This window comes from uncultured Veillonella sp., from assembly GCF_905209685.1.
GTDB lineage: Bacteria > Bacillota > Negativicutes > Veillonellales > Veillonellaceae > Veillonella.
In genome coordinates this window covers 1-16,249 of record NZ_CAJLUB010000030.1, presented here as the reverse complement: position 1 = coordinate 16,249, position 16,249 = coordinate 1, and the positions used below count along the sequence as shown (strand labels likewise).

At 40.0% G+C, this 16,249-nt stretch carries 14 protein-coding genes; 10 read left to right on the top strand and 4 right to left on the bottom strand.

What is annotated here, in order from left to right:
* From hydE to QZ055_RS03895, 6 genes are all read left to right on the top strand, one after another.
* On the top strand, positions 1–1,052 hold a 1,052-nt coding region (gene hydE, locus QZ055_RS03920; RefSeq protein WP_295824783.1), incomplete at its 5' end, for a [FeFe] hydrogenase H-cluster radical SAM maturase HydE.
* Between the two features lie 37 nt (positions 1,053–1,089).
* Positions 1,090–1,755, top strand: a complete 666-nt coding sequence (locus tag QZ055_RS03915) for a hypothetical protein (RefSeq protein WP_295824781.1) — start codon at positions 1,090–1,092, stop codon at positions 1,753–1,755.
* A gap of 134 nt (positions 1,756–1,889) precedes the next feature.
* On the top strand, positions 1,890–3,956 hold the full coding sequence (gene fusA / locus QZ055_RS03910; protein ID WP_295824779.1) for an elongation factor G: 2,067 nt from the start codon (positions 1,890–1,892) through the stop codon (positions 3,954–3,956).
* A 355-nt stretch (positions 3,957–4,311) separates the two neighbouring features.
* On the top strand, positions 4,312–4,788 hold the full coding sequence (locus QZ055_RS03905) for a YhcH/YjgK/YiaL family protein (RefSeq protein ID WP_295824777.1): 477 nt from the start codon (positions 4,312–4,314) through the stop codon (positions 4,786–4,788).
* 4 nt (positions 4,789–4,792) lie between these two features.
* On the top strand, positions 4,793–5,686 hold the full coding sequence (locus QZ055_RS03900) for a DMT family transporter (protein ID WP_295824774.1): 894 nt from the start codon (positions 4,793–4,795) through the stop codon (positions 5,684–5,686).
* Positions 5,687–5,774: 88 nt separating this feature from the next.
* On the top strand, positions 5,775–6,716 hold the full coding sequence (locus QZ055_RS03895; RefSeq protein ID WP_295824772.1) for a DMT family transporter: 942 nt from the start codon (positions 5,775–5,777) through the stop codon (positions 6,714–6,716).
* A gap of 52 nt (positions 6,717–6,768) precedes the next feature.
* Here QZ055_RS03895 and QZ055_RS03890 read toward each other — a convergent pair whose 3' ends face one another.
* Positions 6,769–6,984 (bottom strand): Fic family protein, encoded by a 216-nt coding sequence (locus QZ055_RS03890; RefSeq protein ID WP_231723957.1) that lies wholly within the window; start codon positions 6,982–6,984, stop codon positions 6,769–6,771.
* 41 nt (positions 6,985–7,025) lie between these two features.
* Positions 7,026–7,214, bottom strand: coding sequence for a hypothetical protein (locus QZ055_RS03885; RefSeq protein WP_060925036.1), 189 nt, complete (start codon positions 7,212–7,214; stop codon positions 7,026–7,028).
* A gap of 135 nt (positions 7,215–7,349) precedes the next feature.
* Between QZ055_RS03885 and QZ055_RS03880 the strand changes: the two genes are divergently transcribed.
* The 3 genes from QZ055_RS03880 (at position 7,350) to dcuC (ending at position 11,384) form a co-directional block, all read left to right on the top strand.
* Positions 7,350–8,645: an amidohydrolase gene (locus tag QZ055_RS03880; protein ID WP_295824770.1), complete on the top strand. Its 1,296-nt coding sequence runs from the start codon at positions 7,350–7,352 to the stop codon at positions 8,643–8,645.
* A gap of 132 nt (positions 8,646–8,777) precedes the next feature.
* Positions 8,778–10,022 (top strand): M20 family metallo-hydrolase, encoded by a 1,245-nt coding sequence (locus tag QZ055_RS03875; RefSeq protein WP_295824769.1) that lies wholly within the window; start codon positions 8,778–8,780, stop codon positions 10,020–10,022.
* Positions 10,023–10,130: 108 nt separating this feature from the next.
* Complete coding sequence (gene dcuC, locus QZ055_RS03870) at positions 10,131–11,384, top strand: C4-dicarboxylate transporter DcuC (RefSeq protein WP_295784119.1); 1,254 nt, start codon at positions 10,131–10,133, stop codon at positions 11,382–11,384.
* 163 nt (positions 11,385–11,547) lie between these two features.
* Here dcuC and QZ055_RS03865 read toward each other — a convergent pair whose 3' ends face one another.
* Positions 11,548–12,726 (bottom strand): MFS transporter, encoded by a 1,179-nt coding sequence (locus tag QZ055_RS03865; protein ID WP_295824766.1) that lies wholly within the window; start codon positions 12,724–12,726, stop codon positions 11,548–11,550.
* A gap of 49 nt (positions 12,727–12,775) precedes the next feature.
* A complete protein-coding gene (locus tag QZ055_RS03860) occupies positions 12,776–14,989 on the bottom strand; it encodes a tetratricopeptide repeat protein (RefSeq protein ID WP_295824764.1) in 2,214 nt (737 codons plus the stop codon).
* 378 nt (positions 14,990–15,367) lie between these two features.
* On the opposite strand from QZ055_RS03860, the gene QZ055_RS03855 reads away from it, so the two are divergent.
* Positions 15,368–16,192, top strand: coding sequence for a DUF805 domain-containing protein (locus QZ055_RS03855; RefSeq protein WP_295824762.1), 825 nt, complete (start codon positions 15,368–15,370; stop codon positions 16,190–16,192).
* Positions 16,193–16,249 lie beyond the last annotated feature (57 nt).

The window sequence follows — 16,249 nt, the reverse complement described above, 5'->3', positions numbered from 1 at the left end:
GATTTCTCATGTCTGTAACTGATGAAGAACAGTTGCAGTTAATATATAAAAAGGCTTACGAAGTGAAGGCGAAATATGTAAAGCCTGTAGCGTACTATCGTGGCCTCATCGAGTTCTCGAACCGATGCATCAAAAACTGTAATTACTGCGGTATCCGTCGTGAAAATGACAAGACGGAACGCTTTGATATGAACCGTGAAGATATCATCAAGATGGCACAATGGGCGTACGACCATGAATATGGTTCTATTACGCTCCAATCTGGAGAACGTTGTGATGATGCCTTTGTGGATTATGTGGTGGATTTAATTCGCGATATTAAAGCCATTGGCGATGGTTCCCTTGGCATTACGATGTGCGTAGGGGAACAAAGCGAAGAGGCGTACCGCCGCATGCGTGAAGCCGGTGCTAGTCGCTACTTATTGCGCATTGAAACAACAAATAAAGAGCTATATCATAAAATTCATCCTCAAGATGAACTACACTCCTTTGAAACGCGCGTTGAATGCTTACGTAGCTTGCGCCGCGTAGGTTTCCAAGTAGGTACAGGCGTCATGATTGGTTTGCCTGGTCAAACGGAAGAAGACCTTGTAAATGATATCTTGTTCTACCGCGATATGGATATCGATATGATTGGCATGGGTCCGTATGTGGTGCATCATGATACGCCGCTAGGCCAAGAGGCATTGGCAATGGGCATCGATGACGAAGCAGGTAAATTGCGCCGTATTCAATTGGGCCTAAAGATGATTGCGTTGACACGTTTATTTTTGAAAGACGTAAATATTGCTGCCACAACAGCGCTACAAGCGCTTGATAAACTAGGCCGTGAAAAAGGCCTTGCTGCGGGTGCTAATATTTTGATGCCTATCATTACCATTCCTGAACACCGTGCAAAATACTTGCTGTACGATAACAAACCTTGCGTAGATGATAATGCAGACAAATGTAAAGACTGCTTAACGCGCCGCGTAATGTCCATCGGTGATACCGTAGGCTGGAAGCAAAATGGTGACTCCAAACATTATGGTAAACGTACGGGAGAGTTTTAGTTTTTAGAGAGTTTCAGTTTGTATATGAGGTTGTATTATGGAGACAAAATGGTATTCTGATTTTTGGCGGTTATTTGCGAGTCCTTTTAAAGGCGGTATTGATCAAGTTGTACAGTCCGGTACATTGAAAAAAGGTTTCTGGGGCACTGTATTCTTGTGGGCTATTCCATATATTATATTGGCTTTATTTGGGACTATGTTAATTCCATTTCTCCCTCATAATGAATTTACTGGTTTAACCTATTTAATCGGTATCGGTGCAAGTTTTATATTTGTTTTTGCATGGCTTATCAGCATCGGTTGGTCCTTTGTGATGGTGGCCATCGGTTCCTATGTATATAACTGGGTTATCACTAAAATGGGTGGTACCGACAATGTACAAGCTATTATGAAAGTTAGTTGGTATCTACAAGGATATGGCGTACTATTATTTAGTATTGGATATATGATAGTCTTGCTTTTTATGGGTATCTTAGGCCTTGCATTTGATAGTAGTGCCATTGCTGGGGTTATCTATTTTGTAGGAACCTTAGTGTTATTTATTATATCCATTTGGGTATCCTTAGAACTTATGGCAAGACAGGTCATGCTTACTAAAATGAAAGTTTTCATTGCCTGTATCATTACGTCCATTATTTTTGTTCTTATCTGGGCAATCTTCATGGCACTTCTTGGTGGCTGTGCCTCTTTAGTTGGTAGATAATATTGATATATAAATTAATATTAATAAAGAGTCCTCTTTTTTTGATAAATTTTTTCGGAAAAAGAGGACTTTTCTATTTGGGTGTCGAAATGTATTAGCAAAAGCCGTAATTTGCCATTAAGGAGGCGATTCCGATGAAAGAGTACAGTAGTGATAAAATTAGAAACGTTGCTGTTGTTTCCCACGATGGTGCAGGTAAAACAGCTCTTGTTGAATCCTTGTTGTTAACCTCTGGTGCGGTTGATTTCGTAGGTAAAGGCCAAGACAATAAACATATTATGGACTTTGAACCTGAAGAAATTAAACGTAACGTAACAATCCAATTGGGCATGGCTCCATGTGAATGGCATGACCACAAGGTTAACTTCGTAGATACTCCAGGCTATAACGAATTCCATGGCGAAGTTCGTGCCGCTTTGCGTGCGTGCGATGGTATGTTGATGGTACTATCCGCCACATCTGGTGTAGAAACTGACACAGTTCGCGCATGGGATTATGCAGTGGAATTACAAATGCCACGTATGGCATTTATCAATAAAATGGATGTTGATGGTGCCGATTTCTTCGGTACTATTGAAAGAATGCGGGAATTATTTGGCAAAGGCATTATGCCATTGCAGATTCCTATCGGTGAAGGCGCCAACTTTGAAGGCGTCGTAGACGTAGCAAAAATGACTGCGTTTACTTACAAGGACGGCCAACCAACAGAGATTGCTGTACCAGCTCACCTTATCGAAAAGGCTCAAGAAATTCGGGAAATGACCGTAGAAGCCGCGGCTGAAGGTAGCGATGAATTGTTGGAAAAATATTTAGAAGGCGAAGAACTATCTTTAGAGGAAATTCGCCAAGGCTTGCGTGAAGGGATGATTAGTGGCCGTGTGTGCCCAATCATGTGTGGCAGTGCCACATCTCGTATTGGCCTAGATCAAGTATTGGATCGTATGATTCGTTACATGCCGGATGCAACTAAAAAAGTGATGACCGCAACTGATGCGGAAACCGGCGAACAATGTGTAGTACATGTAGATAAGCCTTTAACTGCATTCGTATTTAAAACATTGTTAGACCCATTCGCAGGCAAACAAAGCTTTGTACGTATCTTCTCTGGTGAACTCAAAGAAGGAGATCGCCTCTTTGATGTAAATCAAGGCGTAGAAGAAAAATGGGGCAAGATGGTTACCCTTATTGGGAAGCAACAAATCCCTGTATCCTCAGCTAAAGCTGGCGATATCGTAGTGATACCGAAATTGGCTAATGCTAAAACTGGCGATACATTAACTGCTCCTGACTTTAAAGTAACATACGACGCTATCCGTTTCCCTCAACCTCTATACACAGTAGCATTAGAACCTGTGAAAAAAGGTGAGGAGGAAAAATTAGCTGGTGCTGTTCTTAAGGTAGCAGAAGAAGATCCTACTTGCGTAGTAGTGAAAAATGCTGAGGCCCGTCAACTACAAATCGATTGTATGGGCGAGGTTCATCTCGAGCATATCCTCAACAAAATGGATCGTAAATATGGCGTACAAGCTAAACTTGTGACTCCATATATTCCATACCGCGAAACAATTAAAGGCTCCGCTGAAACCGAGTCTAAATATAAGAAACAAAGTGGCGGTCATGGTCAATATGGTCACGTTAAGATTCAAGTGGACCCATTATACGATGGAAGCGAATTTGCATTCGTAGACAAAATCTTTGGTGGTGCTGTACCTAAACAATACATACCAGCAGTGGAAAAGGGTGCCAAAGAAACCCTAGATAAAGGCTTAATTGCGGGATATCCTATGATTGGCGTGCAAGTGACACTCTTGGATGGATCTTACCATAGCGTAGACTCCTCAGAGTTAGCATTTAAAGTAGCTACGTCACAAGCTATCAAGGATGTAATTCCTAAGGCGAAACCAGTCCTATTAGAACCAATCTATGAAGTTAACGTGTTTGCACCAGATGCTTTCATGGGCGACATCATGGGTGATTTGAATAGCCGTCGAGGTCGTGTATTAGGCATGGAACAAAGTGAAAGAACAGGTATTTCTGTTGTTAAAGCACAAGTACCATTGGCTGAAATGGCCGACTATGTAACTGCATTGCGCTCTATCACTCAAGGACAAGGCGTATTTAACCGTCAGTTCTATACTTATGAAGAGGTTCCACATAAGCAAGCGGAAGAAATTATCGCTGCTCGTAAGACTCAAGAATAAAGTTAAGAACATGTCCACGTACTGTATCAATTACAGTTAGAATCACTACAACTGAATAGATAATTGCATATCGTAACAACTTAATAGCATAACAATTGACGTAAGTCATAAATTTGAATAGTATTTTACAGGAGTCCTCCATATATGTAGCGTATGGAGGGCTTTTACTATATTTGAAATAGATTAGGATAGACTTAATCGATAACGGAGAATATTGAGACCTAATCATTGGTATGTATAGATGCAGTGGAAATAATAGAATTGCTAGTCCTTTATGTATATATGTGCTAACATTAAGATAATATAATTGCTTATGTATCGGGTGTTATTTCCAGATATCGGGAAAGGATCGCATATGTTTTTTTCTAGCATTACTGCAGATTATACAAAAATGGGTTATCCTAAAGCCATCGTACGAGCTTTAGATTTCTTAAAAAATACAGATTTGAAAGCATTGCCAGGCGGCCGTCATGCCATTGAAGGTGACATGATGTATGCCAATGTAGACGATGTGGAAACCAAGCTGTTTGAAACTACAAAACCTGAGTCTCATCGCAACTATGTAGATATTCAATTCATGGTAGATGGGGAAGAAAATATGGGCTTTTTTGTAGATAAAGGTCTCGTAAAGCCTGTGGAGTCTTATCCAGATCGTGATTGCTATTTCTATCCTAATGAAGCTGTTGATGAAGGACACATCCACTGTCCAGAAGGGTATTATACAGTATTCTTCCCATCTGATATCCATAGACCACTATTAGCTGTTAATGATAAGCCTATTAAAATTCGCAAGGTTGTTGTAAAAGTACATGTAGACCTCTTAGACGAGTAATCCTATGAAGCGATATGAAATTATAGGTGTCTTACTAACCCTATTAGGAGCTGTTTTATGGGGCGTATCAGGTACTTCAGTACAGTTCTTAAGTAACTTTAGGAATATGAACTTGGAATGGCTTGTCACCATGCGATTAATTACAGCAGGACTATTGACTGTTATCTATGCATGGTTTAAATATGGCAATTCTATCTTCCATGTCTTTCGTAGTTTGAAAGATACGGTAGGGCTTATCGTTTTTGGCGTATTTGGCATGGCTTTATGCCAATATACATACTTTAAATCCATTGCTTTAGCTGGGGCCGGTATTGCGACGGTGCTTCAATACTTGGCGCCATCAATGATTATTATTTATATGCTTGCCCGTTATGGTAAAAGGCCCTCTAAAGGGGAAATTATTTCCGTTATACTGGCCTTGGTAGGTACGATTTGTTTGATGGGGAATGATGGCTTTTCTATGGAGCGATTCCCACTGGCCGTGCTTGTATGGGGACTTCTATCTGCTGTAGGGGTCGCTGTATATAGTGTTTCTCCCGTAGATTTACTATATAAATATGGAACCTTGCCGATTGTAGGATTCGGTATGCTTCTCAGTGGTATTGTTGCTGCTATTTTATTTCATCAGCCAAATTCGTATGCTATGTGGGATGTATGGACTGTTATTGGCTGTTTCAATGTTGTCTTTTTGGGGACAATTGTATCCTTTAATGCTTATTTAGAAGGTGTTAAGAGAATAGGTGCAGTGCCAGGATCAATCCTGTCATCTATTGAACCGATTTCGGCAGCTTTCTTTGGATGGGCTTTGTTAGGCAACCAATTTAGTGCATTAGGGCTAATTGGCATGGCCATGATCATTGCTACAGTTATTATAATTGCTCTAGAAAAACGTACATAGTTTGAGGTCTCTTTGCTGAATATTGCGGTTTAGAGGCCTCTTTGTTATGATTATACATAATGTGAAAGTAGTTGTGATAGGAGGTTGTATGGAGAAAAAACAATGGAAAGGTATGGCCCTTGCCATTTTAGGTGCTCTATTTTGGGGGCTTTCAGGCACATCTGTACAATTCCTAGAAAATGCAAAGCATATCAATGTGGAGTGGCTACTAGAAGCGCGTTTGCTCATAGCAGGTATATTGACGATAGGACTTGCTTATATAAGGGATGGTAAGCGTATTTTCTCTATCTTTACAGAACCTAAGGATATAGGGAAATTATTAGTATTTGGTATTTTAGGTATTGCTTTATCTCAGTACTCATACTTCAAGGCCATTGCCATTTCAGGCGTCGGTATTGCTACGGTCCTTCAATATGTTGCGCCTACGCTGATCATTATCTATTTGTTTTTGAGATACTTTAAAAAGCCATCTATACCAGAGTTTTTCTGTATTGTATTAGCCTTGGTGGGAACACTCTGTATCGTCATGCAAGAAGGGCTAGATGTTTCGAACTTTAATGTGCTTGCTTTATTCTGGGGGCTTGTATCGGCAGCTAGTATCTGTGTATATACATTGCAACCTATTGAGCTATTAAAGAAATATGGCACCACATCCATTGTGGGCTTTGCCATGTTTATCTGTGGTATTTTATCTTTAGCTATGTTTCAACAAGTAGAATCGGAAGCCCTCTGGGATGGCATGACCTGGTTAGGACTATTCGCCATCATCATACTTGGTACAGTCGTATCCTTTAATGCTTATATGGAAGGGGTTAGACTCATTGGTGCTATACAAGGCTCTATACTTTCATCATTAGAACCAATCTCAGCAGCGATCTTTGGATGGGTATTGCTAGGGAATCATTTTACGCTGGTCGGTATTTTTGGCATGATTTGCATCATTGCAACCGTATTCATTATCGCCTGGGATCGACACCGTCAAATTAAACGAGAAGTACTAGAAAAACTGAATAAAGTAGAAATGAAATAAACAAACGAAAACACATATACCATGAGGTATATGTGTTTTTTGTAATCAAATATTATATTTTTTCTAATATTTTTTCAAATAATAGTTCTAGTTTCTGTAAGTCGCCATGTACGGTTCCGTCCATATAGGTATTATATACAGTATCATCTTCAGAAACACGAATTTGAGCTTTATACCCCTTTGATAATGCTAATACTCGAATAACTTCACGTTGTGTGCGACCATTACCTTCCCTAAATGGATGAAAGAAATTTAGGCAATCTAAGATTTTAGCTAAGTTCTTAATTATACTTTCTTTTGTATTGGTTCTTAGCCAATTTGTAGTTCCTTCCTTCTGTTTGTAACATAATTTTTTAATTCTAGAACTGATTCAGTTGTAGGAGTGAAGTCTTCAATCATAGATGAACCTACGGCATACCAAACTGCATCAAAGTCCTCATAATTATCAAATTGTACATCTAAAATGGTGAGTTTTTCTTTATTAACATTTAATGTCATAGGCACCTTCTTTGTTACTATTATTATATCATAGCTAGTCTCTTTATATTGTATACATGACCTATTTGGTTGACTATTTACTTATCTATTCATATAGTTAATATATAAGTACTAATTAATTTTTAGGAGGTTCCTATGTCTGTAAAAGATTTCGTACAACAACGCCGCGATGATTTTATCGCTATGCGTCGAGATTTTCATATGTATCCAGAGCCAGCTTGGCTCGAATATCGTTCTGCCGCTAAAGTAGCTGAAAAGCTAATTGCTTTGGGTTATGATGTGGCACTCGGTGCAGAAGTGCTTGATTTAGATTCTCGTATGGGCTTGCCTAGCGAGGATGTTATGAAAGCAGCAATGGCTCGTGCTATGGATGAAGGTGCTGATCCTGAACTAGTAGAGAAGATGGGCTATGGTAAAACAGCTATTGTGGCAACTATGAAGTTTAGTGATGATGGTCCTGTAGTAGCGTTCCGTACAGATATGGATTCCAATGATGTAATCGAATCTAAAGCATCTAACCATATTCCTGCTAAGAATGGTTTCCGTTCCCGCCATGAGAAGGCTATGCATGCTTGTGGTCATGATACACATATGACAATGGGCCTTGGCCTTGCTGAATATATTGCTACACATAAGGATGGCTTGAAGGGTACTATTAAACTAATCTTCCAACCAGCAGAGGAAGGCGTACGTGGTGCTAAAGCGATGGTAGAGGCTGGCGTAGTAGATGATGTTGACTTGATGTTCGGCATGCATATCGGATTTAATGAACAGTTATCTAATTGCTTTGCTTGTAGTGATCATGGCTTTTTAGCGACTACAAAACTTGATGCTGTATTCCATGGTTATTCTTCCCATGCAGGTGGTTCTCCTGAAAAGGCTCAAAATGCCATGCTTGCAGGCTGTACAGCTGTTATTAATTTACAAGCCATTGCTCGCCATAGTGGGGGTGCATCTCGCATGAATGTAGGCGTTTTTGAAAGTGGTACAGGTCGCAATGTTACTCCTGATGTAGCAACACTTAAATTAGAAACTCGTGGTGCTACTACAGAGATCAATGATTATATGATTGAACGCACTAAGACCATTATTAAAGGTGCTGCAGAAATGCATGATTGTACCTTTGAGATTACAAAACAAGGTGAAACACCAGCAGGCCGTATTAGCGATGATTTAGCTCGCGAAGTACAATCTATTATTGAACCATTAGGTATCTTTAAAGAAGTACCATTCGATTATAGCGGCGGTGGTAGTGAAGACTGCGCTTACTTCTTGAACCGTGTAATCGATCGTGGTGGTCGAGCAACATATATGGTATTGGGCTCTGCCATTAAAGCACCTCATCATAATCCATTATTTGATATCGATGAAGAAGACATGCTAAACGGTATTGTTGCATTAGGTACAATTGCAACTCACTATTTAAAATAAGACATATTGATTGAGATATTGTGATGCATACATCTAAACTATAGGTACATAACTATATAGATGTATACATCGAAATATGTATAGTGTGCTATATATTAGATGTAATATGAGTATTAGATTGTGAGGTGTTATATGATTCAACGAGAGCGTTTAGCTAAAGATTTTGAGGCTATGGCACAGTTGACTGCGCCTGGAGAAGGCATTAATCGTCTAGCTTTCACCGACGCAGACTGGAAGGGACGCCAATATATCATTGACCGTATGACTGATGCGGGCTTGACTGTTGAAATGGATGATTTCGGTAATGTTATGGGGTATAAAGTTGGTAAAAACCCAGAGTTACCGATTGTTATGGTTGGCTCTCATACGGACAGCGTACCGAATGGGGGCAACTATGATGGTGTTGTGGGCGTATTGTCTGCTATCGAAGCGGTTCGCAGTATGACAAATGATGGTTTTGAACATGACCATACCATTGCAGTGGTGGACTTTATGTGTGAAGAGTCTAGTCGCTTTGGAGCTGCTACATTAGGTAGTAAGGCTATGCGTGGTGAATTGACATTGCAAGATTTACAACGCTTAGTAGATAAACAAGGTGTGTCCTTGTATGATGCGTTGAAAGGTCGTAATTTAAATCCCGATGCTATTGAGCATATGGAATATAAACAACCTGTAAAGTCTTTCATTGAAATACATATCGAACAGGGGAAGGTGCTAGAGCACGAAGCAAAACCCATCGGTGTTGTAACGGGGATTGCCGCACCAGAGCGGTTCTATGTAACCATTCGTGGCAATGCGGATCATAGTGGTGCAACACCAATGAATTTGCGTCATGATGCGTTATGTGGGGCTTCAAAAATCATCCTCGGCATTGAGGAGATTGCATCCATGCAAGAGGAGCCTCCAGTGGTGGGCACAGTCGGTGTTGTTGAGGTAACACCGGGTGCGATGAACGTTATCCCTGGGGCGGTTAAACTGGGCGTTGATATTCGCAGTATTTCTAAGGTGGCCCGTGATTCTGTAGTTACTCTCATTAAGGAATTTATTGATGTTATTGCAGAGAAACGAGGCTTATCCTATACGATTGAGCCTATTGCACAGGATCATCCTGTAGCGATGCATCCAGCTATGATTCGAGAAATTGAAGAGGCTGTTAAGTCTGTAGGTGTAGACTATATGACCATGCCAAGCGGTGCTGGTCATGATGCTATGCACTGGGCCGATGATGTTCCAACGGGAATGATTTTTATCCCATGCCGCGAAGGTATTAGTCATAATCCAGCTGAATTTGCGGAAATGGATGACATCGTTACAGGCGCTAAGGTATTGGATACAGTGCTTAGAAAACTTAGTTTAGAAACTACAAAACTTGTGTAAGTAGAGATATCCGTTGATATCAGATTGTGTAAAAGTGTATTTCAAATTTAAGATGTAATAGAGTATTGTTAGCCGTTTTAAGTTGAAAGTACACGGATTGGAGAGAATATGGTTATTGCTGGTATTGTTATCGTAGTGGCGACGTTTATTGCCATTATTAAACAGTTTGAAACACGGCTCGTTTTATTGCTATCGGGCTTATTAATGTGCTTTATTGGTGGGCAACTTGGTGCTGGTACGACAGCCTTTGTAAAAGAACTTACAAATCCAGGTCTTGTACCAACCATTTGTACAGTACTTGGTTTTAGTTATGTTATGGAATATACAAAATGTACAGAGCACATGGTATATTTCATCTCTGCAGGCCTTAAAAAGATGACTAAAATCATCATCCCTGGTGCTGTTATTATTACGTTCTTGATCAACATTGCGTTGCCTACTGCAGCAGGCTGTGCAGCTGCTGTGGGCGCATTGCTAATTCCTGCATTGATTCGCTCTGGTGTGCATCCTGCCATGGCAGGCTCTGCTATTTTCTTAGGAACTTGGGGTAGTGCATTGAGCCCAGGCCTTATGTTTAACCCACAAGTAGCACAACTAGCCGGTGAAGACGTAATGACCGTTATTGCTAGCTTCTCTATGCAAGCTATAATCGGCATTGTAGTAGCGGCGATCTTGCTCAATATCGTAGCTATCGTTAAGAAGGAACATACAGGGTATGTATTGAAAGAGGCTAACGAAGAAGAAGGCAAAGAATTCAAGGTAAATTACTTATATGCCATCATCCCAATCATTCCGCTTGTATTACTCGTACTTGGTAGTAAACAAGTAGCAGTGATTCCAGAGATTTCCGTTCCTGTGTCCATGTTAATTGGTACGGCGATTGGTATTATTGCAGTACGACCTAATGTAACAGATGCAGTTAAGAAATTCTTCCGTGGTACTGGCGATGGCATGTGCGATGTAGTTGGTCTTATGGCTGCAGCAGCGTGCTTTACAGCAGGTATGCAATACATCGGCCTTACAAGTGCACTCATTGATGGCATGAAGAACTCTCAACAAATTGCTCAAATCGGTGCTGCCTTTGGTCCATTCTTATTAGCTGTTATTTCTGGTTCTGGTAATGCAGCAGCCCTTGCGTTTAACGGTGCGGTAACACCTCATGCAGCTGACTTTGGCTATGGCATTATGCAACTGGGCTCCATGGCCCAATTAGGTGCTGGTATCGGTCGTAGTATGAGTCCAGTAGCAGGTGCAGGTATCATCATTGCCGGCCTTGCTGGTATCAATCCTATGGAAATGGCAAAACGTAATGCTGTACCATGTATTATTGCTACAGTAGTTATTATGCTATTGTTACTATAATTAGATAACATGTAGTTGTGCAACTATAATGATATAAAGTTAAACAGCTTAAAGCTTTTAAATTTAAAATGCATAAGAAAAGAACCCCATTATGATTAACATCATGAAGGGGTTCTCTTTATATTGTAGAGTTATGTGGTTCTATTTATATTGTAAATTTCTATTATTTAAGTTTGAAGCCAATCCATAGAGCGGAAATAATAAATAAGCCACCGCTAACCCAGAATAGGGTAGTAAAGCCTAGCCATGCCATAAGGCTAGCACCACCAACAGACCCTAAGAAATAGCCGAAAAATAAACAAGACTGATTATAGGAAAATACTTGGCCTGTAAATTCTCGAGGTGTTTTGGAAGATAGGTAGGTGTTTAAAGCAGGAAGCATACCGCCTAACCCAAAGCCTTGTAGGAATCTGATGATGGCAAGTTGATATACATCGGAAACATAGGCTTGAGGGATATTTAAAACCCCTACATAGATAAGAGAGACTACTAACACTTTACGGGGGCCAATTTTATCGACCAATTTACCTAGTGGAGAGCTACTCATAAGTTGAGCAATACCCATAGCGGAGAATACGGCACCTGCAATAAATGCGAGATTTTCTGTGTCGCTAGGAACGATTCCTTTAATATATACGGAGATAACAGGTTGTAAGGACATAATACATATTGCGTAGATAAAGGAGGCTACACATAATGCGACAATGCTATTAAATTCTGGTATTTGCTCTTTTAACTTGCGGATGGAAAGTTTTTCAGGATTAGGCTTTGGTACATAATTTTCATGGATGAATATAGTAGCTAGCACACCGGCTAAGCCCATGAGGGCACCGACGATGATAAAGTCATTGCGAATACCTACTGTATCTGCAATGTAGCCACCTAATAGAGGTCCAAGGAGCGAGCCTGCTAGGTTAGCCGATGCCAATAGACCTAAGGCCCAACCTGTTCGCTCAATAGGGGTTTCAGAAGCAATTAAGGTAATTGATGCGGAGTAAAATCCACTTACAAGACCTTGGATTAAACGAATTAGTACGACTCCCTCAGGGGTTGTTTGAAAGGCAATCAAAGCATTACATAAGGCCATGCCAAAGCTAGATCGTATTAATGTAATTTTACGACCTTTTTTGTCAGCAACACGACCCCAAAATGGAGCAGCCAAGCAAACGATTATGTAAGTTGCACCGGTTGCTAAACCAGACCATAAGGACATTGCTTCTGGTGTTTGGACGCCTAAATCATGAAAGTATAAAGGCAGAATTGGAGCTAGCTGACTTACACCAAAGGCTGTACAGAATACACAGACTAAACTGATGTATACCGTTCGTTTCCACGTTTCCAATGTATCCCTCCTTTCTTAGTCATAGTATGTTCTTGATAAAATAATACTCTTATTTTTGTTTTATTTCATCCCAATCACTTAAATCCGGTAGTTTGTTGCTTGTTATAGATTCCTGAATCCAGTAGTTAATGGAGGTTAAGTTGCAAGATTCTCGTTCGAAGACATATTCGTTGTCCTCGTCTACAGTGGCATAGAGTTGAATGCGTAAGTTTTTACCTTTTTTGCGCTCGATATAATAGCTAATGCATTGATCATCAATGCTAGAAGGGCGAACCGAAATCATATCATACTTACCATTCGCTACGCCTTCTAAGGCATCCTTAATCATTTGATTTGAAAATTCATATTGATTGAGGTAGAAAATATCGTTGTCGCAAGTTAATACGTATTCCCGAGGAGGCGTAGTGTTTTTGTACTCTTTCTCCCAACTTTCATCAATAACAGGCAAGGTAGCATGATCATAGAATTCCTTAATTAAAGCGAGACCTTCAGGAATGGACATCTCCTTGAAGTATCGTATTTCGTATACCGTAGGCTCCAAGGTTTCATCGCGTTCCGTTGGATTGTCAATATAGCCATATAGATAGATGGTACAAGCATTTTTATCTTCATTGTGGAACATAACGATGCTGTACACATCGTGAATAACGTTTCCTATGGATTGGCGATTATCATAGATGATAAAGCTGAGATATTTTTGTGTATCCCATTCCCGTTGAATGAAATTCCAGTCGTATTTATTCGTGCGCCAACCAGTTGTAGAGTCCTCAAAGATTTCTAAGACGTCAACAGAGTTTTGCGGCCAAGCAGGTGGCATAGGATTGCACGTTGTAGAAGATTGTGTGACACCTTCTTTGTACTGATAATGTCCGTTAACGAGTTCAAAGGCGTCTAATCGTTCAGATGCTTCGTCAGGAATTACCAACGGTTCACCAGTACCAAAACAATTATCGTTTCTTGTGTTGAGACGGTTGATGCTTTCACGAGCATGCTCGTAGAAGGTAACGGCTAGGTCTAACTCCGGCTTTTTGGTAATGGCACCAGTTTCGTAGCAATAGCCCGCTGCCAGTTGCCATAGATGGTCCGCATAGTCATAACTGCCGTATCTATCGTAACATTTGCTAGACTGATCAACGCACTCTACGGCGGTTTCTATGGCAGGGGTATTACCTTTTTTGAACGTAAATACATAAGCGAGATATGGCCAAAGGCTATCGAGACTGTAAATAGCTGGATGTTGCAATAAGTGAGCAATGCGAGACCAGTCTTGGGATTGCCCATCGATGTTCAATGTACGAAGAATGATGGCTTGCATTGTAACATAAGCGTGGTCATTAAAGTCTAAATAATCTGGGCTTATAGCGGCACGTTCATAGTATTTGAGGGCCTTTTGAATATCTTGAGGGATTCTTTTGTGAGACTCACCTAGTTTCGCATAATATTCAGCAGCTTCACGCAAGCACAGGCCATTATTCATGGCTGCGCCGCGCTCAAAATACTCGAGAGCTCGTTCATGCTCTCCACGCGACTTACATATATCGCCTGCTAAATACATCATGAGTGGCAAACCTGCTTCAGCGCCTTCAAAAATAACGTGTTCCTCCATTGCCTTATTACCTTTCTCGGCATAGGTGATGCGAAGGTTACGGTACGCAATGACAAGACCTGCATCAGCAGATTTACGCAACCATTGCTGCGCAATAGCTGTTACCTTATTTGCTAATTTACGTTGATCTTGTTGTATAAATAAAGATTTCAAGAAACGGGCAACACCAGATGGTTCAACTTCATTAACTATCTTTTGTGCAGATGGCAAGAGGCGGTAATCCTCCCATTGGAATACATTGGCAATGGCGTAGGCACAGTAGGAACAACCCTTTTGAGCGCCTTCATAGACGCGCTGGAATGCTTCGTCCTTTGTCATAGGCAGCTCTTTTTCAATGGTTGGTGTAAGGGCACCTGAGGTACGCATAGCCTGTAAAATAGCAATGGCACTGCCTTTGCGGATAGCCCTATGTAAGTAGCTATACGCCTTAGTATCATCCTCAGGGAAACCTGCTTCAATCCATGTGAACTGAGGACCAGAATAGACGCGCGCCAAAATAGCGTACACATCGCCGATACCTGGAATCTCTTGCCCTTCCTCGTCCAATTTCACAAGGGCATCGAGCTCAGCCTTACCCTCCCAAGCGATATCTTTATTGCATTGGTGGAATATTTTATTGAAAGACTGTTGTATTTGATCAGTAAAATAAAAACTCATGCTCTCTCCTTGGCATAATAATCAGTAAAACCTGATAACATATGTAGTTTCAGTATACTATTAGTATTTAAGGGAACACAATATAAACCTTCTAAATTTATGGACTGCTTGAGAGACAATATATTCAATTTTAATTATTTATATTAGAATAGATAGAAAACTGGATATGATATAACAATAAAAGGGATGTATATGTAGCTCTTTATTGATTATGTTTACATGGCTTTAATTTGAAGATATCCTTCGGTATGAGAGAGAAGAGAGATTTATTTTAATGTGGTTAGATAATGAGATTTCACTATTTAAACAAAATATAGAAATGCTGCGAGTGAATCAACGTATAGGCCGATTGGCTTTTTATGGGCTGTGCTTGGTTTAATGGGAAGCAAATTTTTAGCGTACCTTCTATTTGTGGTATTGATAGGATTTATTCAAGATGGTTTGTTTCAAGGCAGTACATATTTGTCATATATTTATTTTGGATGTTTGCAGATTATACATATAGTAGTAACTATTTTTTTACTCAAACGTAGATTGAATGACTGTGGTTCATCCTTGTGGTATATGATTTTAGTACCCATAGCATACCTAAGTTTGTGGGTATATTGGGGTATGAGTTTTAGTTGGGAATCTATATCCGAAACCTTTATAAATGCAGGCTTTCATTGGGACGGATTTTTATGGCAGTATTTTATCTTGGCTTGCTTTGCGTTGCCACTTAGTGTGCCAGATTCTAATGAGTATGGTTTAGATGAAGGACGAGATAGGTATAATAACTATATTATTACCTATACTCGAAGTTCCACGATTACTAAAGATACAAATAATAGTAAATTTGACTATATTTGTAGCTGTATATGGGATGTTTTATTTGCTAAAATCTTTGATGTTAAGGGCAGGACTCCTGTATCAGTCTTTTGGGGCGGTCTTGTAGGAGCTCGCATTTTTATGGACATTATTATGAATATGGCTATAGCCGTAGTATCGTTAATTGTTCAGTGTGGTATATCTCTTTATATACCACGTTGGGGATTTATGGCGATCCTGATATGGCCAGCTTTAGCGATGATTACACTAGGTATACGTAGACTTCATGATTCTCTATTAAGCGGTTTATGGATAATTGGGCTTGGCATTCCGTATATCAATATTTTTGTCAGTTATCATCTTTTGTTTAAAAAATCTTGGCATATTGAAAGTTAAGAATTTTTCTTGACTTTCATTCTATAGAAACATTATAATCAGATTATAATTTTATAC